Raw genomic sequence first — 23,484 nt, forward strand, 5'->3', positions numbered from 1 at the left:
GGTGAATATGTGTGAAACCTGTAGATAAGGGTTGTGAATAGAAAAATGTTGTAATTCCACATATGCACAAGCCTGTGTATAGATCATGTTGGAATTGTGGACAAGTATTTATCGTTATTTACAAGTAGAGGTAGAAGAGGATTTGGGAAAGGCTATTGACAAATAGGGTGCTGACTATATATAATATCCAAGACTGTCTATAACAAAGAGAGATAAATCGACTTTCAATTTTTCAGGAGGTGTCACATAGATGAAACGCACATACCAACCAAATAAACGTAAACACAGTAAAGTACACGGATTCCGTGCTCGTATGAGTTCTAAGAACGGCCGTCGCGTATTAGCAGCACGTCGTCGTAAAGGAAGAAAAGTATTATCAGCTTAAGTCCACTGATCCGCATCAGTGGTCTTTTTTTTCTTTTAATAGGAAAAGACTGCTGGTGTAGAAAAGTAAAACTGATTTAGCTTGCATTGAAATGGTGTAAGCTTATACTTTCTTATCGTAAAAAAAAGCGAGTAGAAGCGCATCGTCGAGAAGGATTTTAATCTTTCTCGATAGAATGCGTGGAGTAAAGCAGGTGAACGATTGATGAACAAACATCAACGAGTAAAAAAGAATGCCGAATTTCAAAAGATCTTTAAACGCGGAAAATCCTTTGCGAATCGTCAGTTTGTTGTCTACTGTTTTGAAAAAGAGGGACAAGAAGATTTCCGTATAGGACTATCAGTGAGTAAAAAAATCGGGAATGCAGTCACCCGTAATCGTATTAAACGTTATATTAGGCAAGCCTTCTTGGAAATGAAGGACGAAGTAAAGCCAAATATAGACTATGTCATTATCGCCCGACATCAGGCGGCCACGATGGATTTTCATGAATCCAAAAAAAGTTTGCAGCACGTTTTAAAAATAGCTAAAATGATTCAAAAGGTTAGAGAGTAAATTTAAAACTATATATAGAAGAAACGGATTATTTTTTAGGGGGAAGAAACGTTGAATAAACGATTATTAATCGTCCTCATCCTAGTTTCTGTCACATTATTTTTAAGTGGTTGTACTGAATATAACCAGCCGATACGTGACGATAACACAGGTTTTTGGAATGAATTTATTGTATGGCCACTAGTTTCCTTTATTACATTGTTTAAAGAATTACTTGGCACATATGGATTAGGTATTGTGATGGTAACCATCATTATCCGTTTAGCAATTCTGCCATTAATGATTAAACAAACGAAAAGCTCTAAAAAAATGCAAGAAGTTCAACCAGCATTAGCTGAACTGAAGAAAAAGTACAGTTCAAAAGATGCACAAACGCAACAGAAATATCAGCAAGAAATGATGGCCATGTTCAAGGAAAACGGCGTTAATCCTGCAGCAGGATGTTTGCCTGTCTTGATTCAAATGCCGATTTTAATTGGTTTCTATCATGCCATCAGTCGAATGAACGTAACGCCAGAAATTAATTTGGGAAGTTTTTTATGGTTCCCACTAGCTGAACCAAGCATTATTTTGGCGATTTTAGCTGGTGTAATGCAATTTATCGTACTTCGTACAGGTCCAGCAATGGATAATCCACAAATGAAGATTATGATGTATATGATGCCATTTATGATTACCGGTTTTGGTATCTTCTTACCATCTGCTTTAACACTTTACTGGGTAATCGGAAATATCATTTCTTTCATACAAAATATGTTCATTTATAAACCGTGGGAAAAAGAAAAATTACAACCTGCGAAAATTGGAGGGACGAAAAAGTGAATCAATTAACGCAAACAGGGAACACAACGGAAGAAGCAATTACAGCAGCATTAGCAAAACTTGGTGTTACGAGAGATCAAGTTACTATTCAAGTGGTAACTAAAGGTAAAAAAGGTTTTCTTGGATTTGGTTCTAGACTTGCAGAAGTGCAAGTCACCGTAAATGAAGTTCAACCAGAAGTGATTGAAGAATCTTTTCAAGAACCGTTTGTTGAACAACCTGTTGAGCGTGAAGTGATCCACGAAGAAATCGTCCTAAAGGTAAATGATTCCACTAAATCAGATGCGATTGAAGAAACAAAGACGTATTTAACCAATATTGCGACTCAAATGAAGATTGATGATTTAGAAATCCATACAGAGCTTAACGGAAAATATGTAACGCTCCGCATGGAAAGCAAAAAAGCAGCACTTCTTATTGGAAAACGTGGTCAAACGTTAAATGCGCTGCAACAACTATCGCAATTAGTAGTGAATAAATTTTCAAACCAATTTTTACTAGTTCAGCTAGATGTTGAAAATTACCGTGAGCGTCGTCAAGAATCACTGGAACTTTTAGCAGAAAGAATGGCAGACAAAGCGATTCGTTCAGGAACAAAAGTTGAATTTGAACCGATGCCTTCGTATGAAAGAAAAGTGATTCATAATGCTTTATCAAGACGCTTAGATATTGAAACGGTGTCTATTGGTACTGAACCAAATCGATATTTAGTGATTGAACCACTTAAGTAAGAATTGTAAAGACATGAATTCGTAACATTTCAAAACGGACCTCGACGTCATTGACGATCAGGTCCGTTTTCTTGTGGATAAATCGGTCTAGTCAGCTTTCGATTTTATCAATTTTGTGCTATAGTTATACGTTAGAGAATAATGGCCGTTTTTTAGTTATCCACATGTGGATAAAATTCAATTGGAGGTGAACGATCATGGAATTTGATACGATTGCAGCAATATCCACACCTCTTGGTGAGGGAGCAATAGCCATCGTCCGATTAAGTGGACCTGAAGCAATTTCCATTGCGAACCATGTCTTTCGTTCGCCGAGCGCAAAAACATTGCAGGAGCAACCGACACACACGATTCATTATGGACATATCATGGATCCTAAATTAGATGAAGTGGTAGAAGAAGTAATGGTATCACTTATGAAGGGTCCAAAAACATTTACTCGTGAAGATGTAATCGAAATTAATTGTCATGGTGGTTTAGTTTCAGTAAACCGCGTACTTCAATTAGTTTTACAATATGGAGCAAGATTAGCTGAACCAGGAGAATTTACGAAGCGGGCATTTTTAAATGGCCGAATTGATTTATCTCAGGCTGAAGCAGTAATGGATTTAATTCGAGCAAAAACAGATCGAGCGATGAACGTAGCGCTTGGACAAATGGATGGGAAGCTTTCGAGATTAATCGCAAGCTTAAGACAAGCTTTACTTGAAACACTTGCTCAAGTTGAAGTGAATATCGATTATCCAGAGTATGACGATGTCGAAGAAATGACATTGCCAATGATTATAGAAAAGTCAGGTTGGGTTAAAAAAGAAATTGAATATTTATTACAAACCTCTACCCAAGGGAAGATCTTAAGAGAAGGTCTTTCAACTGTTATTGTAGGGAGACCTAATGTAGGGAAATCTTCACTATTAAATAGTTTAGTGCAAGAAAACAAAGCAATTGTTACAGATATCGCTGGTACGACGCGTGATATTATCGAAGAATATGTAAATGTACGTGGAGTTCCATTAAAATTGGTCGATACTGCAGGAATTCGTGAAACAGAAGACATTGTAGAGCGAATAGGCGTAGAAAGGTCTAGACAAGTCCTTAAACAGGCTGATTTGATTCTTCTAGTCCTAAACCAGTCTGACGAGCTAACACCCGAAGATGAGCGTTTATTCGAAGCTATCGAAGGTATGGATGTAATCGTCGTGTTAAATAAAACTGATTTAGAGCGGAAAATGGATTTAGACCATGTGAAACAATTAGCCGGTAACAGCAAAATTGTTACAACTTCCCTGTTATCAGATGCTGGTGTGGATCAGTTAGAAGAAGCGATCGCTACGATGTTCTTTGAAGGATCCATCGAAAGCGGAGATTTAACGTATGTATCGAATGCTCGTCATATTGCTTTATTACACCAAGCTAAAAATACGATCGAAGATGCCATTCAAGCTGCACATGATCGTGTACCAATCGATATGATTCAAATCGATGTAACGAGAACTTGGGAAATATTAGGTGAGATTACGGGTGATACAGTAGAAGAAAGTTTGATTGACCAACTGTTTTCACAATTTTGTTTAGGAAAATAAAAGCTGCTGTGACTTTAAAGCTATAGGTCAAGCAAGCTTAATATAGAACTCGAAAGGAATGAACGAACATGCCGAATTTTGAAGCGGGCTCGTTCGATGTAATTGTAATTGGAGCAGGGCACGCAGGTGCTGAAGCAGCTTTGGCTGCAGCAGGTATGGGTGCAAAAACACTTGTTCTTACGATCAATTTAGATATGATTGCATTTATGCCATGTAATCCATCCATCGGAGGTCCAGCAAAAGGAATAGTTGTCCGTGAAATAGATGCATTAGGCGGAGCGATGGGAAGAGTCATCGACAAAACACATATTCAAATGAGAATGTTAAATACAGGTAAAGGACCTGCTGTACGAGCATTACGTGCACAAGCAGACAAAGTGCTTTACCAAGCAGAAATGAAACGTTTAATGGAAGAACAAGATAACTTATCTATTCATCAAGCAATGGTTGAAGAACTAATCATTGAAGAGAATGAAGTTAAAGGTGTTATTACGCAAGTTGGAGCTATTTATAGAGCATCAACAGTGATTGTTACGACTGGTACATTTTTACGAGGCGAGATTATTATTGGTGATTTAAAATATTCTAGTGGTCCAAATAACCAACAACCTTCATTAAAATTAGCAGATAATCTGCGTGATTTAGGTTTTGACTTAGTTCGATTTAAAACTGGAACACCGCCTAGGGTTAACAGTAAAACAATTGATTATAGCAAAACAGAAATACAACCTGGCGACGATGTAGCAAGAGCGTTTAGTTATGAAACGACTGAGTATATCACCGATCAATTACCATGTTGGTTAACGTATACAAATGAGCGTACACATCAAGTAATTGATGAAAACCTTCATTTATCACCTATGTATTCAGGGATGATCAAAGGAACTGGACCTCGTTATTGTCCATCTATTGAAGACAAAGTGGTTCGTTTTAATGACAAACCACGTCATCAAATTTTCTTAGAGCCTGAAGGTCGTAATACAAGAGAAGTGTATGTACAGGGTCTATCTACAAGTTTACCTGAACATGTTCAACGTAAGCTGTTAGAAAGCATTCCAGGGTTAGAGAAGGCAGAAATGATGCGTGCCGGCTACGCTATTGAATATGATGCAATGGTACCTACGCAACTATGGCCGACACTTGAAACGAAAAAAATTCGCAACCTATATACAGCTGGACAAATTAACGGTACTTCTGGTTATGAAGAAGCAGCTGGCCAAGGCTTAATGGCAGGGATGAATGCCGCAGCTCGTTCTTTAAATAAAGAAGAGATTATTTTAAGTCGTTCAGATGCGTATATTGGGGTTTTAATAGATGATTTAGTAACGAAGGGCACGAACGAGCCATATCGATTACTAACATCAAGAGCAGAATACCGCTTACTATTACGTCACGATAATGCTGATCTACGATTAACTGAGATCGGTCATAAAGCTGGATTGATCTCGGAAGAACGCTATAGTCGTTTTGTATCGAAGAAACAACGTATTGAAGATGAAATTAAACGTCTTCGTCAAACAATCATCAAACCGAATGAAGAAACTCAATCTGTAGTACGCGAAAAAGGCGGTACAGAATTGAAGGATGGAATTCGAGGAAATGACTTAATGAAACGTCCAGAAATGACGTATGATGACATTGCAAAATTATCACCGTCAACAATTGAATTAACGGACGAAATGAAAGAACAAATAGAAATTCAAGTTAAATATGAGGGTTATATTGAAAAATCTTTATTACAAGTCGATAAATTAAAAAAGATGGAAAATAAAAAAATTCCAGATCATATTGATTTTGATGCAATTTCTGGTTTAGCTACAGAAGCGAAACAAAAATTAAAAGAAGTTCGACCATTATCCATTGCTCAAGCTTCTCGTATTTCTGGTGTAAATCCTGCTGACATTTCCATATTACTAGTGTATATTGAACAAGGAAGAATCGCTAAAATATCCGGATAATTTTGAAGTGGCTATGTGCTCTAAAAGCTTATAGCCACTGTTTATATACGGAAGGGGAACATTATGAACGAAGAGCAATTTATCGAAGCTTTGAAAGCCAAGGGTATCGAATTGAATGATAAGCAAGTCAAACAATTCAATTTATATTTTGAACTTTTAGTTGAGTGGAACGAAAAGATGAATTTAACAGCAATTACAGACTTACCATCCGTATACTTAAAACATTTTTACGATTCAATCAGCATGGCTTTTTATGTAGATTTTACTAAACAACAATCTATTTGTGATGTTGGAGCGGGAGCGGGATTCCCGAGTATCCCATTAAAAATTTGTTTTCCTGATTTAAAAGTTACTATTGTAGATTCATTAAATAAACGAATTCAATTTCTTACTCATTTAAGTGAACAATTGAAACTATCTGACGTTCAATTCGTACATGCTAGAGCAGAAGAATTTGGACAAGATCCAAAATATAGAGAAAAGTTTGACGTTGTTACAGCTAGAGCTGTTGCTAGATTAAGTGTCTTGTCGGAGTTATGTATTCCTCTAGTTAAACCAGGCGGTCAATTTTTAGCGATGAAAGCTTCTGCAGCACAAGATGAATTAAGTGATGCTAGTAAAGCGATTTCAACGTTAGGTGCCAGTAAAAAAGAAGAATTCACTTTCCAATTACCAGTAGAAAATAGTGAAAGATCGCTATTTGTATTTGATAAAATAAAAAACACACCTAAAAAATACCCAAGAAAACCCGGTGTTCCAAATAAAACACCTTTATAAATGATTTGTTCCACGTGAAACATTAATAGAGGATTGATGAGATTAATAGCGAATAGTACTTAAGTAGTGAGTTTCTTAAAGGTGGTGCCAAGAGGATGAAAAGTCCTTTTTCACGTTTTTTCAATAATGTTGATAAAGAAGAAGTTGAAACAAAGTCGAATGTTGAACATAATGAGGAAGTAGTTAAGCTTCCCCTAATGTCGATCATTCCAAATAGATTTCAACCGCGAACAATTTTTGATGACTCAAAAATTGAAGAATTAGCGCGGACAATTCATACACATGGTGTTATTCAACCAATTGTTGTTCGAAAAATTGAGAACGACCAGTACGAGATTATTGCTGGTGAAAGACGTTTCAGAGCTATGACGAAATTGGAATGGTCAGAAGTGCCAGCCATTGTTCGAAATTTGAGTGATAAAGAAACAGCCTCAGTAGCACTCATAGAAAACCTACAACGTGAAGAGTTAACCGCAATTGAGGAAGCACTAGCTTATCAGAAACTATTAGAATTACATGAATTAACACAGGAAGCCTTGGCCCAAAGACTTGGGAAAGGTCAATCAACTGTTGCTAATAAAATTCGTCTACTTAAGTTACCTGATGCTATTCAAGAGTCTATATTAAAAAGAGAAATTTCTGAACGTCATGCACGAGCACTAATGCCCATTAAAGATGAAGAGATTCAGATTTCTATTTTCAAAGAGGCATTAGAGCAGAATTTTAACGTGAAGCAACTTGAAAAACGTGTGGAAGAATATTTAAACCCTCCAGTGAAAGACGATTCGAAAAAAGAAAAACCGAAGCGTAAAGCAGTCAGTCGTGATGTACGTATTGCACTAAATACGTTAAGACAGACGTTCGCGATGGTTGCTAAAAGTGGAATTCGCATGGAAACTGAAGAAGAAGAACTTGAAGAATACTATCAAATCACGGTAAAAATCCCTAAAAAGAAATCATAATTTAATCAAACTTGTGAACTCTTACTGTAAAAAGTAAGAGTTTTTATTTTGTAATCATAATATAATCCTATTTAGTTGAATTATTTGATAGAATGAGAGATAGCGAACAAAAATAAGGGATTTAATGAAGTTTTATTGTGAAGAAAGAGTCATTTTTTTCATTCATATAAATTGTTTTACTAAATAAATCACATAATTGGCTAAGACTATGATGTTAAGAAGTACAAACTGAATTAACTCATTTGTCGAAGAACGCTAAATATCAAGAGATATTATTAAAGAAAGCAGGTGCGAGGGTGGGAAGAATCATCGCAATCGCCAATCAAAAAGGCGGTGTTGGCAAAACAACTACATCAGTAAACCTAAGTGCATGCTTAGCCTATCTAGGAAAAAAAGTATTATTGATGGATACTGATCCACAGGGTAATGCTACAAGTGGGGGAGGAGTCAATAAGGGTGATGTTCATCAATGCATTTATGATGTTTTAATAGATGATGTGGATGTCAAAAAAGTTATTATTGAAACAAAAGTTGAGAATTTACATATCATTCCGGCTACGATTTCATTAGCAGGTGCTGAAATTGAACTTGTTTCTACCATCTCACGTGAAGTAAGACTCAAACGATCTTTACAAGAAGTGAAAGAACAATACGATTACATTATCATTGATTGTCCTCCTTCATTAGGACTTTTAACAATTAATGCGTTAACAGCATCTGATGCGATATTAATTCCTGTCCAATGCGAATATTACGCACTTGAGGGATTAAGTCAGTTACTAAGTACAATACGTTTAGTTCAAAAACACTTAAATAATCAACTAGTAATAGATGGTGTGTTACTAACAATGTTTGATGCCCGTACAAACTTAGGCATACAAGTAATCGAAGAAGTGAAAAAATACTTCCAAGACAAGGTCTATAAAACGATCATTCCTCGTAATGTTCGTTTAAGTGAAGCGCCAAGTCATGGCGAACCAATTATTATTTACGATCCAAAATCACGTGGTGCAGAAGTATATCTAGATTTGGCGAGGGAAGTGATTCGTAATGTCTAAAGGTTTGGGTAAAGGAATTAATGCACTTTTTCCAGGAGAATCGATTAATCAAATGGAAACCGTAGAAAAAATCTCGTTAAAAGAAATTAAAGTTAATCCATTTCAACCGAGAAAGATTTTTGATGAAGCAGCATTAAATGAGTTAGCGGAATCCATTAAAGAACACGGGGTATTACAACCCATTATTGTTCGTCGAAAAGGGAAATCCTTTGAGATTGTTGTTGGTGAAAGAAGATTTAGAGGATCGAAAATCGCAGGACTTACCGAAATTCCAGTAGTAGTAAGGGAATTAACGGATCAACAAATGATGGAAATTGCGATTCTTGAGAATTTACAACGTGAAGATTTAACGCCTATAGAAGAAGCGGAAGCGTATCAAAACTTGATGGAAAGCCTAAACTTAACACAAGAGCAATTGGCATTCCGTTTAGGGAAAAGCCGCCCTCATATCGCTAACCATATAAGATTGCTATCATTGCCTGAAGTAGTTCGTGGACATATTTCTGCTGGTAATCTATCCATGGGGCATGGTCGTGCGCTCCTTGGAATAAAACGCAAAAAACTAATTCCGATCATTTCAGATAAAGTGATGAAAGAAAATCTGAATGTAAGACAATTAGAATCGCTTGTCCAAAAAATGAATGACGATGTTTCACGTGAAACATCAACAGGTGAAAAGAAGGATATCTTTATTGAAGAAAAAGAATCCCAACTTCGCGAATATTTTGGTACAACTGTAACGATTAAAAAATCAAAGAATAAAGGGAAAATTGAAATTGAGTTTTTCTCTGAAGATGATTTAGAAAGAATATTAGAACTATTAGAAGATTAATCTTGGCTGCCTATTCGCTCAATCTTGAGAGAATAGGTTCTATTTTTAACTGAATCGGGGAGCAATTATGGTTTTATTAGGGACAGTGATTAATGCGCTTCTTATAGTATTAGGAACAGTTATAGGGCGTTTATTGAAGAACATTCCAGAGAACATGAAACAAACAGTCATGTACGCAATAGGTCTTGCAGTGACTGTGATTGGATTACAAATGGGATTTGAAAGTGGTCAATTTTTAATTGTCATTATCAGCTTAGTATTTGGAGCTGTAATAGGCGAATGGATTGACTTGGATAAACAACTAAATCGATTTGGTCATTGGTTAGAATCTAAGGTGGGGAAAAATGCTAAAGGTGAAAACGTTAGTATTGCTCAAGGTTTTGTTTCTGCAACGTTGATTTTTGTGATCGGATCTATGGCTGTCATTGGTTCATTAGATAGTGGATTAAGAAATGACCACGATTTATTAATCGTCAAAGGATTAATAGATGGATTCACATCCATCATATTAGCTACAACCCTTGGAATAGGCGTCATGATATCTGCGATACCTGTCTTTCTATACCAAGGAACCATTGCTTTATTCGCTACTCAAATTAGTCGTGTCATACCCGATGAAGCGTTAGCTCTATTCATCCAAGAAATGACAGCAACTGGTGGAGTCATGATTGTAGCGATAGGTTTAAATATGATTGGATTGACGAAAATAAGAGTAGCAAATTTACTTCCAGGCATACTCATTGTTGCGATCGTCGTGACGATTGCTTATTACTTTCAGTTGGTGCCTTTGCCAAGCGAGTAACAAGGCACGAACTATTACTTTACCCATTTTATATGGCACTTGAAGCCGTGTGTTTTGTAAAACGGTGTATTCCATAAAACCACTTACATTAACAATTCCTTTAATGGAAAGGTCGCCGATAGGTGGAAGCTCTTTTTTAACGGCTTTTCCTGGAAAAAGAGGCCCGTCTTCAACTAAAATAAAGCCAATACGGTCAAGTTGTCCTAAGCATGCGTCGATTGCGACGACAAAAGGGGCTTCCGGTCGATCTTGAAGACTTTGGGTCGTCTCACTTAAGTTTAAGGCGTGTAACGGTTGCTCTAATGTGCCAATAACTTCGTAAGGAAATGTTGGGTGATCTTTTAACCAAGTTCCGATTAAAGGACCTAATGTATCCCCGGTAGAACGGTCAGTCCCAATGCAACAAAATGTGAGATTGGGTTGATCGAAAGGGATGGTTTTTAGAAAGTGAGAACTTAATCGCCAAGCAGCGCTAGAATCCGTGTGTGAAAATAACTCTTGTCCTTTAGAGGAAGTATTTAATAGCATATTTCTAAACTCACTCTCTTTTTTTCTCAGTATACGTGCGAGGAAAGAGTTTTATTCAAAGGATGGTTGATTGAATGGAATTAACGAAAATGTTGAATGGGGTAAAAGAAAAACTTCTTCAAGAAGAAATATGGTTAAATGCGGGTCTGGTTATATTAAAGATAATATTTATTATGATACTAGCTGCAATTGTTGTAAAAGTTGGCAAAATTGTTATTCGCCAAGTGTTTTTAGTGCGAATGAAAACACCTTTGCGCTACTCGGAGAGACGACAAAATACGATGCTTAAATTACTAGAAAATGTGATTGCGTATGTCGTCTATTTCGCAGCTATTTTAGCTGTATTATCAGCGGTAACAATTGATGTAACTGGATTATTAGCAGGGGCTGGTGTTTTAGGGCTTGCCATTGGTTTTGGAGCTCAAAATTTAGTGCGTGATGTCATTACTGGGTTTTTCATTATATTTGAAGATCAATTTTCCGTAGGGGATTATGTACGAATTGGACAAGCAGAAGGAACTGTACAAGAAATTGGTTTGCGTACGACGAAATTAAAAGGTTTGAATGGTGAAATTCACATATTCCCAAATGGAACGATTATTGAAGTAGTCAACTTCTCGCTTAACAATTCAATTGCGATCGTGGATGTCAGCATGGCATATGAAGCAGATATTCCGAAAGCAGAAGAGCTCATTCGAGATTTCTTAGCGGAGCTGCCTGCTAAATATGAACAATTAGTTAAAACTCCAGAATTGTTGGGCGTTCAAAACCTGGCAGCTTCTGAAGTGGTTTTGCGTATAACGGCTGAAACGAAACCAATGCAACATTTTGCGATTTCACGAATCATCAGACGCGATCTGAAAATATTTATGGATGAACACGGAATCGAAATTCCGTATCCAAAAATGGTCATGTATCAGAAAAAAGCTGGCAACGCAGATGGTGGCACGGGTGATCCTGTGAAGATAGAAGATAAGGGGAAAGTCTGATGATTGAAAAAACTTTTGGTCTTGGCGATATTGTAGAAATGAAAAAGCAACATCCGTGCGGAACAAATGAGTGGAAAATTATTCGCATGGGTGCGGATGTGCGAATAAAATGCGAAGGCTGCCAACACAGTGTGATGATTCCTCGACGTGAATTTGCGAAGAAGATGAAAAAAGTGTTGGTTTCTGCAGAGCGAACAACTGAAGAAGAATAGACTTTTATTCAGCAAAAATCTATAATAGAAGAGTTGTACGCGTAAGGTGTGCATTCGTTCATAAAGCTTACCGATAATTCGTTTGTTTAATCATATAGAGAAATTTAAGAATCATGAGAGGTTGGGAATAAATATGGCATTAACAGCCGGAATCGTTGGATTACCTAACGTTGGAAAATCCACATTATTTAATGCAATAACAAAAGCTGGAGCAGAGGCAGCAAACTATCCTTTCTGTACAATCGATCCTAACGTTGGAATCGTAGAAGTACCAGATGAGCGTTTGCTAAAGTTAACAGAGCTTGTTTCTCCTAAGAAAACTGTTCCAACTGCTTTCGAATTCACTGATATAGCTGGAATTGTCAAAGGGGCTAGTAAAGGTGAAGGATTAGGAAATAAATTCTTAGCTCATATTCGTGAAGTAGATGCAATTTGCCAAGTGGTACGTTGTTTTGCTGACGATAACATTACGCATGTTTCAGGTAAAGTTGATCCGATTTCTGATATTGAAGTCATTAACTTAGAGTTGATTTTAGCGGATTTAGAAAGCGTTGAAAAAAGATTGCAACGCGTTGGAAAAATGGCTAAACAAAGAGACAAAGATGCTTTGGTAGAAGAACCAGTCTTAATCAAATTGCGCGATGCATTTGAAGAAGAATTACCGGCTCGCTCTGTAGAGTTTACAGAAGAAGAGCGTCGTGTAGTGAAAGGTCTTCACTTGTTAACAGCTAAACCAATGCTGTATGTTGCAAACTTAGCTGAAGATGAAATCGCTCAAGCGGATGAAAACGAATACGTTCAAAAAGTTCGTGAGTTTGCTAAAGCTGATAATGCACAAGTAATTGTTATTTGTGCGAAGATCGAAGAAGAAATGGCTGAATTAGATGACGAAGAAAAAGCGATGTTCATTGAAGAGTTAGGTATTCAAGAATCAGGGCTGGATCAATTAGTTAAGGCGTCTTATAACTTACTTGGTCTAGCAACTTACTTTACTGCTGGCGTACAAGAAGTACGTGCATGGACATTTAGAAAAGGGATGAAAGCACCTCAATGTGCTGGCGTTATTCATACTGATTTCGAACGTGGATTTATTCGTGCAGAAACTGTATCTTATGATGATTTAGTTGAGAACGGATCGATGGCTTCGGCTAAAGAAGCAGGTAAGGTTCGTCTAGAAGGAAAAGAATATATCGTACAAGATGGCGATGTTATGTTATTCCGCTTTAATGTATAAGCTTGTCTAATATAATTGAGGTGTTTCAAAAGTCATGAAAAGTGACTTTTGGAACGCCTCTTTTCTTTATTAAATAGAATGGCTGATTTTCATTGCTGCGAACGCTTTCCAGGGTACACAAGAAATGCCTATTCTTATACTAGTACCAAAACTTGAACAATGTAGTTAATATAAATAATCAATCGTACTTATGCTTATTAACTTCTAGACGATCATTCTAAAGGATCCTGCTTCTTCAAGGCGTGAAATAATCAAAAACAGGTTAGGATAGTCAGATACATAACCAAGCGTTAGTTTAAAGGAGGCTGAGAAATGAAGTTATTTGTATACGGAACGCTTTGTTTGGGCGAGAGCAATCATCAAGTGTTAAGCGGTGCAACGCGTTATGGTGAGAAGGCTTCCATTCATGCAGTCTTGTATGACACTGGATGTGGCTATCCAGCCGTTGAGTTAAGCGAGTCTTCTACTGTTATTGGAGAGATATATGAGATTCCAGATCATTTATGGGCAGCATTAGATGAGCTAGAAGGATACAGCGGAAATTCAGAAACGGATTTATACAACAAGGTAACTGTCATTGCGAAGATGGGTTTAGAAGAAATAGAAACGGAAGTTTATACGATATGCGATGAGAGCATGAAGAAAAAAATTATACATTCAGGAGACTGGATAAAATATCGAAAAACAATCCATAAACAAAAGTAAAGCTACTCTTCAAATAGAAAAGTAGCTTTATTTGTCGTCATAGACATATAATTTCGGGAGTTCAGGATCATCCTTTATGAAAGCATTATTAGAAACCTTTCGGAGTTCTTTGTACATGGCAAAATCACCGACTGCACCAGCAATTAAAAAAGCACCTAATAATACAAGCAGCGAATGATTCATCCATAAACCTATAACAGTAGGGAATACACCTGTCGTCCAAAAGGGTAGGAGAAGTACACGTTTCATCGCTTTATTTCGCAAAGGTTCATGAGTCGTAGCATAGGCAATCCCTAACTTTAAGTTAACTCCATAGTTAAGTGAAGACCATGGAACCTTTCCAAATAGAACAAAACCAATTAAATGAGATAGTTCGTGCAGAACAATTAATAGAATATAACCACTTATAAAGAGGATTAAGTTAATTAATGATAAATTAAAATGAAAATCGTTATGAAGAAAAGCATTTAACAGTATGAATGAGATACTTAGTAATGCCGTTCCCAAAAAGCTTTGCCAAGCAATTCGCTGTAAATTCAGTTCGATAATTTGTTTCGGTTGATTGGTTGTTTTCATAATATTTCCCCCTGAAGTTAGTATACAAGATGACCTTGTGAAATAGCATCTTGCACCACTAAGCCATTTATGCTACAATCAATTGATGTGAGTAATGAACGTTACTTGCTCCTTGTCCTGCTGTTCATCAGCCGGGCCAAAGTCCATAAGGAGGTGTCAATAGATGAGAAAGTACGAATTAATGTACATCATTCGACCAACAATTGAAGACGATGCGAAAAAAGCTTTAGTAGAGCGTTTTAACGAAATCGTTACTTCAAATGGTGCTGAAATCATCGAGTCAAAAGAGTGGGGCAAACGCCGCTTGGCTTACGAAATCAACGATCTTCGCGAAGGTTACTACCAAATCGTGAAAATGAACGCTGATTCTAAAGCAGTTGATGAGTTCATCCGTTTAGCTAACATCAACGAAGATATTATTCGTTACGTAGCTGTACGCATTGAAGATAAAAAAGTTAAAGCTAAAAAATAATTTAAAGTCGAAGATTTTCGATACTACTTGCAGATGAGGGAGGTTAGATTCTGATGATTAACCGAGTCGTTTTAGTCGGAAGACTGACAAAAGATCCGGAGCTTCGTTATACACCAAGTGGTGTAGCGGTTGCACGTTTTACACTAGCTGTAAATCGTTCATTCTCTAACCAACAAGGTGAGAAAGAAGCGGATTTTATTAACTGTACTGTTTGGAGAAAACCAGCTGAAAACACAGCAAACTTCTTAAAAAAAGGAAGCTTAGCAGGTGTTGAAGGGCGTATTCAAACGGGGAGCTATGAAGGCACAGATGGAAAGCGTGTTTACACGACAGAAGTTGTAGCTGATAGTGTTCAATTCCTTGAACCACGCAATAGCTCTGGTGGAGATCGTCCACAACAAGGACAACCTTACGGTGGCGGTTCAAACCAAAACAATCAATATTCTTCAAATCAGCAGAATCAATCGCCAAATCAGCAAAACTATACACGTGTAGATGAAGATCCATTCTCTAGTGGAAGCGGTCCAATCGAAGTTTCAGACGACGATTTACCATTCTAAGAAACCTAGTAAATGTCTTTTAAACACACAAATAAAACCAAAAACTAAGGAGGCGAAACGATATGGCACCACGTCGCGGAGGCAAAAGACGCAAAAAGGTTTGTTATTTCACGTCTAACAATATTACGCATATCGACTATAAAGATGTTGATTTGCTTAAGAAGTTCGTATCAGAACGCGGAAAAATTCTTCCACGTCGAGTTACTGGAACAAGCGCGAAATACCAACGCAAGTTAACTTCAGCAATTAAATTATCACGTATCATGGCATTACTTCCATTCTCTTCTGAGGAGAGATAAATCGGTTCAGAACCCTTTAGGTCAATATGACTTAAAGGGTTTTTTGTTTGTTCAAAAAGCATTAGTTTACGGAAAACCGTATTGAAAAAAGTCCTTGTACCACAAGTACGTATTTTTAACGTTTGAATTTGGGCTATGTTTTGTAACAAAATCATTCGTACTATTCATATTTAAATATAGAATAAAATACCCATCGAATTTAAAAATGCTTATATACATCATGTTTTTATGACTTAATTGACCTATGAATTTTGTTATAAATACATTCCGTCCATATGGCTTAGTTATATCGATTTATTTTGTCGAAATTTGTTGAAAAAAGTAGGTAATAGGTCGATATAACATAGTATATTCAAAAGAATATCAAGATGGAAAAGGGGTGGGATTATGAAAGCTTTTCAAAACATTCGAACGAAGTTAATTGCAACGATGGTTATTACATTAATCTTAGCTTTTGCAAGTTTACTAGGAATCGCGTCATACCAATTAAAAGAAAAAAACGAAAAAGATGTTGAGCAGCAATCAAAAGCGATTGTTAGTGAGCTCTCAAATAATTCAGAGCAATATTTATATCGAATTGCCAGTGGGATTGAGCAATTGTCATTTAATGAAACAGTTGAAGAGTTTTCAGCTGCTGATTTAACAGCTGATGGAGATCAAAGTAATCCAGAATTAATAGCAACGACAACTCAATTAAACAATCAATTGTCATCTTATTTAGATACATATAAAGAAGCGACATCTGTTTATGTAGCTTTGGCGAATCAAACGATTTATATTGTTCCTAATGTAGACTTACCATCTGATTTTGATGCACGTACACGTGAATGGTACAAGCTAGCATCAGACGATTCCTCAAAAGTTCATTGGAGTGAACCGTATATCGATGTGGCTACTAATGAATATGTCATCACTGCTTCAAAAGGTTATTCTAATGGGGTAGCGGGCGTAGATGTGAAATTAGAAGATTTAACGAACCAACTTAGTGCAGTTAACCTAGGCTTTGAAGGGTATCCGGTTATGTTGTCAGCGAATGGTCTTGGTATTATTCATCCTGACAAGAAAGGGGAAGACCTATCAGCTGAACCTTATGCTGAACTAACTTTAGGGTCTGCAGACGAAAGTGGAGTAATACCTTATAAACAAGGCGGAAAAGAGTACTTGTTTATTTATGAAAAAGTGCCAAGTACAGGCTGGATTATCGGAGCGATTTATGATCAAGCTGTCATTGCACAAGCATCGAATGATATTATCTTTAGTTTATTGCTTACAGGTTTAATTACCTTATTAATTGTCATTGTTCTCATGTATTTTATTTCAAACCGATTTAGTAAACCGATTTTACACATTCGTGATGTAGTGAGCGAAGTGGCAGCTGGACGTCTTGATGTCCGAGCGAATGTGAAAGCTAAAGATGAAATTGGTGAATTAGGCGATCAATTAAATATCATGGTGGCTAAGCTTCACAATATTTTGCAAGTTGTACAATCATCTGTGATGAACGTTCGTGAATCAGCTGAAGGTCTATCGGCTGTAGCAGAAGAAACGAATGCTTCAGGCGAACAAGTTGCTCTAGCAGCGAATGAAATTGCAGTCGGTGCCACCCGCTCAGCTGAAGAAGCAGAGGCTGCGAACCAGCGTTCAAATGATTTAAGTACGCAAATCAACCAAGCGGCAGATCAAACACATGAAATGTCGAAGATGGCGTCTCGAGCAGAAGAAATGAATAAAAATGGATTAACACAAATGGAGAAACTTCAAGACTTCCATCAATCATCTAGTAGCTCCATCTCATCAATGCAAGAAGTCATTAATGGGCTTGGCGATAAAGTTCAAACTATCGAAACAGTTATGTCGACCATTACAGAGATTTCAAATCAAACCAATCTATTAGCATTGAACGCAAGTATCGAAGCTGCACGTGCTGGAGAGCATGGTAGAGGATTTGCGGTTGTAGCTGATGAAGTACGTAAATTGGCTGAGCAATCCGTTCAAGCTACTGATGAAGTGAAGAAAACCATTCAACTTATTCAAGAAGGTTCACGATCAGCTATTACTGAAATGAGTAAAACGAATGATATTTTCACACAACAATCAGAAGTAGTAGACGAAACAAGTAAAATTTTCGCCCAAATTTCAAGCTTCGTTTCTCAAATGCAAGGTGCGATTGTATCGATTGTTAAAGAAATCGAGCAAGTGGCGGGTAGTAAGGATGAAGTCGTTAAAGTGATACAAGAAATGGCAGCAATGTCTGAAGAAACAGCAGCTGCAGCTGAAGAAGTAAGTGCATCAACTGACGAACAACTTCGCGCTGTTCAAACTGTTTCGGAATCCGCTGAACACTTAACTCGTTTAGGCGAGCAACTACAAGAAGCGGTAGATCGTTTTAAAGTTTAATCAACAAGAGAGGGTGCCGAGACGTTCAGTGTAAACTGAGTGACTCGGCATCCTTTTTTACTTTTGCTTTCACAAATACCGACTGTTTAGCTCATCTTAGATTAAATGTGCATCATAAAGACGGTGGTTTGAACATTGATATCATATCTTCATCTAAAACAAATAAAAACATGATAAACCGTCTTGTGACATAGTCTTTGTTAACAACGGTTTCGAACTTTTGTTGCATCTTGTTCGGCATGATACAATATAGAGATAAATGATTTTTAGTTAGGAAGGTTTTTGCATGCCGAATGAACAAACGAAACGGCTAACAATGGGCGCAATGATGATTGCACTCTTTACGATCTTGTTGGCGGTTTCTTTTTATGTACCAATCCTCAATATTGTGACTTCCTTTTTTATCGCACTCCCCATTATTTGGTACAGTGTTAAGTTTGATCGAAATTCAGCTATTTTAGTGACTGTGGTCAGTATGGGTATGTCCTTTTTTGTTGGAGGTCTATTAGCACTACCATTGGCATTCATTCATGCACCATTAGGTTTGGTGATTGGAGATTCGATTCGAAGAAAGAAAAGTAAATTGTATTTATTTATTGCAGCGGGGATGATGTTTTTATTTACTACCGTTGTGCAATATTTAGTGGCTGTCCTATTGATGGGAATCAACCCAATTGAAGAGTTTATGGTTATGGTGCGAGAATCTTATGAGCAGTCAGGGAACATGCTCGAACGTTATGGAGCTCTTCCTGAAGGTTATGACAAACTGGTAGCTGAAACGCTATCCATGTTTGAAATCGTATTGCCTTCTATTATTATAATAGCGGTGTTTGTCTCAGCTTTAATCATTATTATCGTGAATCTTCCTGTATTACGACGTCTAGGAGTAGATGTTCCGAAATTCCCTCCTTTTAGCGAGATGCGTTTACCTAAAGCTGTTCTATGGTATTATTTAGTCGTATTAATCGTTAGTTTGTTTGTTGAATTAGAAAAGGGAACCTTTGCATTTATGGTATTTGCCAATGCTACGATTGTTCTCCGTGGGTTATTATTTTTACAGGGTATTTCATTGATTCATTTTTATATTCAAGAACAAAAATGGCCGAAGTGGGTCATTATTATGTCCACTATTTTGGCGTTTCCACTTCAATCATTCGTCTTGTTGTTAGGTGTCATAGATTTAGGATTTAATATTCGTTCATTCATGAAAGACATGAACAGAAAGTAAGGAGCTGAATCGATGGCCGCCTTTTTTAGAAAACGACCACTACGTTATCCGTTAGTTGTTCTATCCATCATCGGTGTAGTTGGTGCTCTGTTGCTCATGTTTTGGCATGTTTGGGCAGGTATAATCTTTGCTGTTGTGTTTGCAGCAGCCATCTTTGCAACTTGGCAAACGGAGAAACGTTCATTTATTGAAACAGAAAAACATCTTGAAACCTTATCGTTTAGGATGAAACGTGTTGGAGAAGAAGCCCTGTTAGAAATGCCAATTGGGATTATGTTAATAAATGACCAATTCATTATCGAATGGGCAAATCCTTATATGACGCGCGAACTCGAATTTGATACGCTAATCGGCGCTGACTTATTTTCACTTTCAGATGAATTACATACGTTAGTGAAACAAGATGATACAAAAGAGTTAACCATTTCATTAGCAGACAAGAAATATAAAGTCTTTTATAAGCAACAAGAGAAACTATTGTATTTCTTCGATATCACTGAACAAATTGAAATGGAATCTTTATACTACGCAGATCGAACGGTTCTAGCTGTTTTATATATTGATAACTATGATGAGCTAGCACAAGGAATGGACGACCAGACGCGCAGCCAGTTAAATAGCTTGGTGACGTCACTGATTAATAACTGGGGAGCGGGTCAAGGGATTTACGTGAAACGTATTTCTTCAGACAAATTCTTAGCGGTATTAAATGAATCCATTTTAATTGAGCTTGAAAAAACCAAATTCTCTTTGTTAGATGATATTCGTGAAGCAACATCTAAAATGAACCTAGCGTTAACGCTGAGTATTGGTGTTGGAGCGGGATCTGCTTCACTATTAGAATTAGGTGAGCTTGCCCAATCAAGTCTTGATTTGGTACTCGGACGCGGTGGAGACCAAGTGGCGATTAAACAGCCAAGTGGTAAGGTGAAGTTTTACGGTGGGAAAACAAATCCAGTTGAAAAAAGGACGAGGGTTCGTGCACGTGTTATTTCACACGCATTACGTGACTTAATTCAAGATAGTGATCAAGTCTTTGTTATGGGCCATAAGCTACCTGACATGGATGCCATAGGAGCATCCGTTGGAGTTCGAAAAATGGCTGAGATGAATCAAATCGATGGATATGTAGTGTTAGACTTTGATGAGCTTGACCATAGCGTTACACGCCTTATGGATGAGATTAAAAGTAAGCCTGCGTTATTTGATCGATTTATTTCACCTGAAGAAGCCTTATCGAAGTTAACGGACAAAACACTGTTAGTAGTTGTTGATACACATAAACCTAGCATGGTGATAGATGAAAAGTTATTAAATAAAGCAGAGAAGGTTGTTGTTGTCGATCATCATCGACGCGGGGAAGAGTTTATCTCCAATACATTATTGGTATATATGGAACCCTACGCTTCATCAACTGCTGAGTTGGTAACAGAGTTACTAGAGTATCAACCAAAACACGATAAAATCTCCATGTTAGAAGCAACAGCGATGCTTGCCGGTATTATTGTCGATACGAAGAGTTTTACATTACGAACCGGTGCACGAACATTTGAAGCTGCTTCTTACTTAAGAACACATGGTGCAGATACTGTTCTGGTGCAACGATTATTAAAAGAAGATATAGAAACGTATATAGAACGTTCTAAAATTGTACAAACGGTAGAATTTTTCCGAGAAGGAATTGCAATTGGACATGGAGAAGAAGATTCAGCATATAGCCAAGTTTTAATTGCACAAACAGCAGATATTTTATTAACAATGAAGGGAGTTTCGGCTTCCTTTGTTGTAGCGAAAAAAGATAATGGGGAAGTGGGAATTAGTGCAAGATCCCTTGGAGACATTAATGTTCAACTTATCATGGAACGATTAGGCGGAGGCGGTCATTTAACGAATGCGGCTAGTCAGATTCCAGATGGAAATGTTCAAGAATCAATTGAACAACTTAAACAAGCTATTGTCGAAATTGTCGAAGGAGGCCAAACAGAATGAAAGTTATTTTCTTAAAAGATGTTAAAGGCAAAGGGAAAAAAGGCGAAATCAAAAATGTAGCAGATGGCTATGCACATAACTTTTTATTGAAAAACAATTTAGCAATTGAAGCAAACCAAGCAAGTATCAGTGCGTTGGACGGAGCAAAACGTAAAGAAGACAAGCAAGCGGAACAAGTGTTAGAAGATGCAAAAACGTTGAAGGAACAGTTAGAAAAACTAACGATCGAACTAAAAGCTAAGTCTGGTGAAGGCGGTCGGTTATTCGGTTCAATTACGACGAAGCAAGTGGCAGAACAGCTTCAAAAATCACATGGCATTAAAATTGATAAACGCAAAATGGACTTAGACGATGCAATACGTGCTTTAGGAGTTACGCAAGTACCTGTGAAGCTCCACCAGGAAGTAACAGCTACTTTGAAAGTTCATGTTACAGAAGAAGCGTAAGGAGAGACAAATATGAGCGATCCAATATTGGACCGGATTCCCCCTCACAACCAAGAAGCTGAGCAGTCCGTCATTGGGGCTATCTTTTTAGAACCACAAGCGCTCATTACAGCAGCAGAAATTCTGCAGTTTGAAGATTTTTATCGAGTAGCGCATCAAAAGATTTTCCAAACAATGAACAGACTGAGTGACCAAGGTAAACCGATTGACGTTGTAACGGTAACGGAAGAATTAGCTTCAAAGAAAGAGTTAGAGGATGTTGGTGGGTTATCTTACTTAACGGAGATTGCCAATGCTGTGCCTACAGCTGCCAATATTGCGCACTATGCTCGAATTGTTGAAGAGAAAGCGTTATTAAGAAGACTGATTCGAGTAGCTACGAATATTGTGGAAGATGGCTTTACACGCGAAGATGAGGTCGAAGCTTTACTATCAGAAGCTGAAAAGAAAATGATGGAAGTTTCAAGTAGGAAAAATGCTGGTGACTTCAGACATATTAAAGATGTTCTCGTACAGACGTATGATAATATCGAACTTCTTCATTCACGCAAAGGCGATATTACGGGTGTCCCGACAGGCTTCCGCGATTTAGATAAAATTACCGCTGGATTCCAGCGAAATGATTTAATTATCGTTGCTGCTCGTCCATCTGTAGGTAAAACGGCGTTCGCATTGAATGTTGCTCAAAACGTTGCGACAAAGACGGAAGAGAATGTAGCCATCTTTAGTTTAGAGATGGGTGCAGAACAGCTTGTTATGCGTATGCTTTGTGCTGAAGGGAATATTGATGCACAAGTTTTAAGAACGGGTGCATTAACAGTTGAAGATTGGCGCAAACTAACTATGGCCATGGGTAGTCTATCGAACGCTGGTATTTTCATCGACGATACACCTGGTATTCGTATTAATGAAATTCGTTCAAAATGTCGTCGCTTAAAGCAAGAGTATGGTTTAGGCATGATTTTAATCGATTATTTACAACTGATTGCAGGAAGCGGGAACGGCAAAGAAAACCGTCAACAAGAAGTTTCCGAGATTTCGCGTTCTTTAAAAGCGTTAGCTCGTGAATTAAAAGTTCCGGTTATCGCATTGTCTCAGTTATCCCGTGGAGTAGAACAACGTCAGGACAAGCGTCCAATGATGTCCGATTTACGTGAATCAGGAAGTATTGAGCAAGATGCTGATATCGTATCTTTCCTTTATCGTGAAGATTATTACGATAAAGAAACGGAAAATCAAAATATGATTGAAATCATCATTGCTAAGCAACGTAATGGTCCAACCGGAACAGTTACTCTTGCATTCGTAAAAGAATTTAATAAATTCGTAAATGTCGATTGGAGCCAACATTCAGCTCCACCAGCTTAATATACGGTTCAACGAA

The 23,484-nt window shown here is 37.4% G+C and carries 25 protein-coding genes; 23 read left to right on the top strand and 2 right to left on the bottom strand.

The window, feature by feature from the left end; all coding sequences use genetic code 11:
* Window positions 1-250: 250 nt before the first annotated feature.
* The 11 genes from rpmH (at window position 251) to ACHUE4_RS10755 (ending at window position 10,465) form a co-directional block, all read left to right on the top strand.
* Complete coding sequence (gene rpmH, locus ACHUE4_RS10705; RefSeq protein WP_081416043.1) at window positions 251-385, top strand: 50S ribosomal protein L34; 135 nt, start codon at window positions 251-253, stop codon at window positions 383-385.
* Between the two features lie 204 nt (window positions 386-589).
* The gene (gene rnpA / locus ACHUE4_RS10710; protein ID WP_394189827.1) at window positions 590-940 is read left to right on the top strand and encodes a ribonuclease P protein component; all 351 of its coding nucleotides are present in this window, start codon (window positions 590-592) and stop codon (window positions 938-940) included.
* A 51-nt stretch (window positions 941-991) separates the two neighbouring features.
* Window positions 992-1,762, top strand: coding sequence for a membrane protein insertase YidC (gene yidC / locus ACHUE4_RS10715; protein WP_394189829.1), 771 nt, complete (start codon window positions 992-994; stop codon window positions 1,760-1,762).
* Window positions 1,759-2,493 (top strand): RNA-binding cell elongation regulator Jag/EloR, encoded by a 735-nt coding sequence (jag, locus tag ACHUE4_RS10720; RefSeq protein ID WP_394189831.1) that lies wholly within the window; start codon window positions 1,759-1,761, stop codon window positions 2,491-2,493. Before yidC ends, jag begins: the two co-directional genes overlap by 4 nt.
* A gap of 197 nt (window positions 2,494-2,690) precedes the next feature.
* Entirely contained in the window at window positions 2,691-4,076 is a 1,386-nt protein-coding gene (gene mnmE, locus ACHUE4_RS10725) for a tRNA uridine-5-carboxymethylaminomethyl(34) synthesis GTPase MnmE (RefSeq protein ID WP_394189833.1), read from the top strand.
* A gap of 68 nt (window positions 4,077-4,144) precedes the next feature.
* A complete protein-coding gene (gene mnmG / locus ACHUE4_RS10730; RefSeq protein WP_394189835.1) occupies window positions 4,145-6,034 on the top strand; it encodes a tRNA uridine-5-carboxymethylaminomethyl(34) synthesis enzyme MnmG in 1,890 nt (629 codons plus the stop codon).
* A 63-nt stretch (window positions 6,035-6,097) separates the two neighbouring features.
* Window positions 6,098-6,811: a 16S rRNA (guanine(527)-N(7))-methyltransferase RsmG gene (gene rsmG, locus ACHUE4_RS10735; RefSeq protein WP_394189837.1), complete on the top strand. Its 714-nt coding sequence runs from the start codon at window positions 6,098-6,100 to the stop codon at window positions 6,809-6,811.
* Window positions 6,812-6,906: 95 nt separating this feature from the next.
* A complete protein-coding gene (gene noc, locus ACHUE4_RS10740; RefSeq protein WP_394189839.1) occupies window positions 6,907-7,773 on the top strand; it encodes a nucleoid occlusion protein in 867 nt (288 codons plus the stop codon).
* Window positions 7,774-8,069: 296 nt separating this feature from the next.
* Window positions 8,070-8,831, top strand: a complete 762-nt coding sequence (locus ACHUE4_RS10745) for a ParA family protein (protein WP_394189841.1) — start codon at window positions 8,070-8,072, stop codon at window positions 8,829-8,831.
* Entirely contained in the window at window positions 8,824-9,663 is an 840-nt protein-coding gene (locus ACHUE4_RS10750) for a ParB/RepB/Spo0J family partition protein (RefSeq protein ID WP_394189843.1), read from the top strand. The genes ACHUE4_RS10745 and ACHUE4_RS10750 overlap by 8 nt, the downstream gene beginning before the upstream one ends.
* A 67-nt stretch (window positions 9,664-9,730) precedes the next feature.
* Window positions 9,731-10,465, top strand: coding sequence for a DUF554 domain-containing protein (locus tag ACHUE4_RS10755; RefSeq protein WP_394189845.1), 735 nt, complete (start codon window positions 9,731-9,733; stop codon window positions 10,463-10,465).
* Here ACHUE4_RS10755 and yyaC read toward each other — a convergent pair.
* The gene (gene yyaC, locus ACHUE4_RS10760) at window positions 10,385-10,993 is read right to left on the bottom strand and encodes a spore protease YyaC (protein ID WP_394189847.1); all 609 of its coding nucleotides are present in this window, start codon (window positions 10,991-10,993) and stop codon (window positions 10,385-10,387) included. The genes ACHUE4_RS10755 and yyaC overlap by 81 nt on opposite strands.
* A gap of 74 nt (window positions 10,994-11,067) precedes the next feature.
* On the opposite strand from yyaC, the gene ACHUE4_RS10765 reads away from it, so the two are divergent.
* From ACHUE4_RS10765 to ACHUE4_RS10780, 4 genes are all read left to right on the top strand, one after another.
* Window positions 11,068-11,982 carry a mechanosensitive ion channel family protein gene (locus ACHUE4_RS10765; RefSeq protein ID WP_394189849.1) on the top strand — a complete coding sequence of 305 codons (915 nt, stop codon included), beginning with the start codon at window positions 11,068-11,070 and terminating at the stop codon, window positions 11,980-11,982.
* On the top strand, window positions 11,982-12,194 hold the full coding sequence (locus ACHUE4_RS10770) for a DUF951 domain-containing protein (protein ID WP_394189851.1): 213 nt from the start codon (window positions 11,982-11,984) through the stop codon (window positions 12,192-12,194). The genes ACHUE4_RS10765 and ACHUE4_RS10770 overlap by 1 nt, the downstream gene beginning before the upstream one ends.
* Before the next feature lie 133 nt (window positions 12,195-12,327).
* Entirely contained in the window at window positions 12,328-13,428 is a 1,101-nt protein-coding gene (gene ychF / locus ACHUE4_RS10775; RefSeq protein WP_394189853.1) for a redox-regulated ATPase YchF, read from the top strand.
* A 312-nt stretch (window positions 13,429-13,740) separates the two neighbouring features.
* Entirely contained in the window at window positions 13,741-14,133 is a 393-nt protein-coding gene (locus ACHUE4_RS10780; RefSeq protein WP_394189855.1) for a gamma-glutamylcyclotransferase family protein, read from the top strand.
* 27 nt (window positions 14,134-14,160) lie between these two features.
* Here ACHUE4_RS10780 and ACHUE4_RS10785 read toward each other — a convergent pair whose 3' ends face one another.
* Window positions 14,161-14,709, bottom strand: a complete 549-nt coding sequence (locus ACHUE4_RS10785; RefSeq protein ID WP_394189857.1) for a DUF3267 domain-containing protein — start codon at window positions 14,707-14,709, stop codon at window positions 14,161-14,163.
* Window positions 14,710-14,872: 163 nt separating this feature from the next.
* On the opposite strand from ACHUE4_RS10785, the gene rpsF reads away from it, so the two are divergent.
* From rpsF to dnaB, 8 genes are all read left to right on the top strand, one after another.
* On the top strand, window positions 14,873-15,181 hold the full coding sequence (gene rpsF / locus ACHUE4_RS10790; protein ID WP_394189859.1) for a 30S ribosomal protein S6: 309 nt from the start codon (window positions 14,873-14,875) through the stop codon (window positions 15,179-15,181).
* Window positions 15,182-15,234: 53 nt separating this feature from the next.
* Entirely contained in the window at window positions 15,235-15,741 is a 507-nt protein-coding gene (gene ssb / locus ACHUE4_RS10795) for a single-stranded DNA-binding protein (RefSeq protein WP_394189861.1), read from the top strand.
* 62 nt (window positions 15,742-15,803) lie between these two features.
* Window positions 15,804-16,040, top strand: coding sequence for a 30S ribosomal protein S18 (gene rpsR / locus ACHUE4_RS10800; protein ID WP_394189863.1), 237 nt, complete (start codon window positions 15,804-15,806; stop codon window positions 16,038-16,040).
* A gap of 387 nt (window positions 16,041-16,427) precedes the next feature.
* The gene (locus ACHUE4_RS10805; RefSeq protein ID WP_394189864.1) at window positions 16,428-18,437 is read left to right on the top strand and encodes a methyl-accepting chemotaxis protein; all 2,010 of its coding nucleotides are present in this window, start codon (window positions 16,428-16,430) and stop codon (window positions 18,435-18,437) included.
* Window positions 18,438-18,723: 286 nt separating this feature from the next.
* Window positions 18,724-19,665, top strand: a complete 942-nt coding sequence (locus ACHUE4_RS10810) for a YybS family protein (RefSeq protein WP_394189866.1) — start codon at window positions 18,724-18,726, stop codon at window positions 19,663-19,665.
* A 12-nt stretch (window positions 19,666-19,677) separates the two neighbouring features.
* Entirely contained in the window at window positions 19,678-21,654 is a 1,977-nt protein-coding gene (locus ACHUE4_RS10815; protein ID WP_394189868.1) for a DHH family phosphoesterase, read from the top strand.
* Window positions 21,651-22,100, top strand: a complete 450-nt coding sequence (gene rplI, locus ACHUE4_RS10820) for a 50S ribosomal protein L9 (RefSeq protein WP_394189870.1) — start codon at window positions 21,651-21,653, stop codon at window positions 22,098-22,100. Before ACHUE4_RS10815 ends, rplI begins: the two co-directional genes overlap by 4 nt.
* A 12-nt stretch (window positions 22,101-22,112) precedes the next feature.
* Window positions 22,113-23,468, top strand: coding sequence for a replicative DNA helicase (gene dnaB, locus ACHUE4_RS10825; RefSeq protein ID WP_394189872.1), 1,356 nt, complete (start codon window positions 22,113-22,115; stop codon window positions 23,466-23,468).
* Window positions 23,469-23,484: the final 16 nt, after the last annotated feature.

Source organism: Paenisporosarcina quisquiliarum (genome assembly GCF_043641925.1).
In the GTDB taxonomy this organism is placed as follows: Bacteria; Bacillota; Bacilli; order Bacillales_A; family Planococcaceae; genus Paenisporosarcina; species Paenisporosarcina quisquiliarum_A.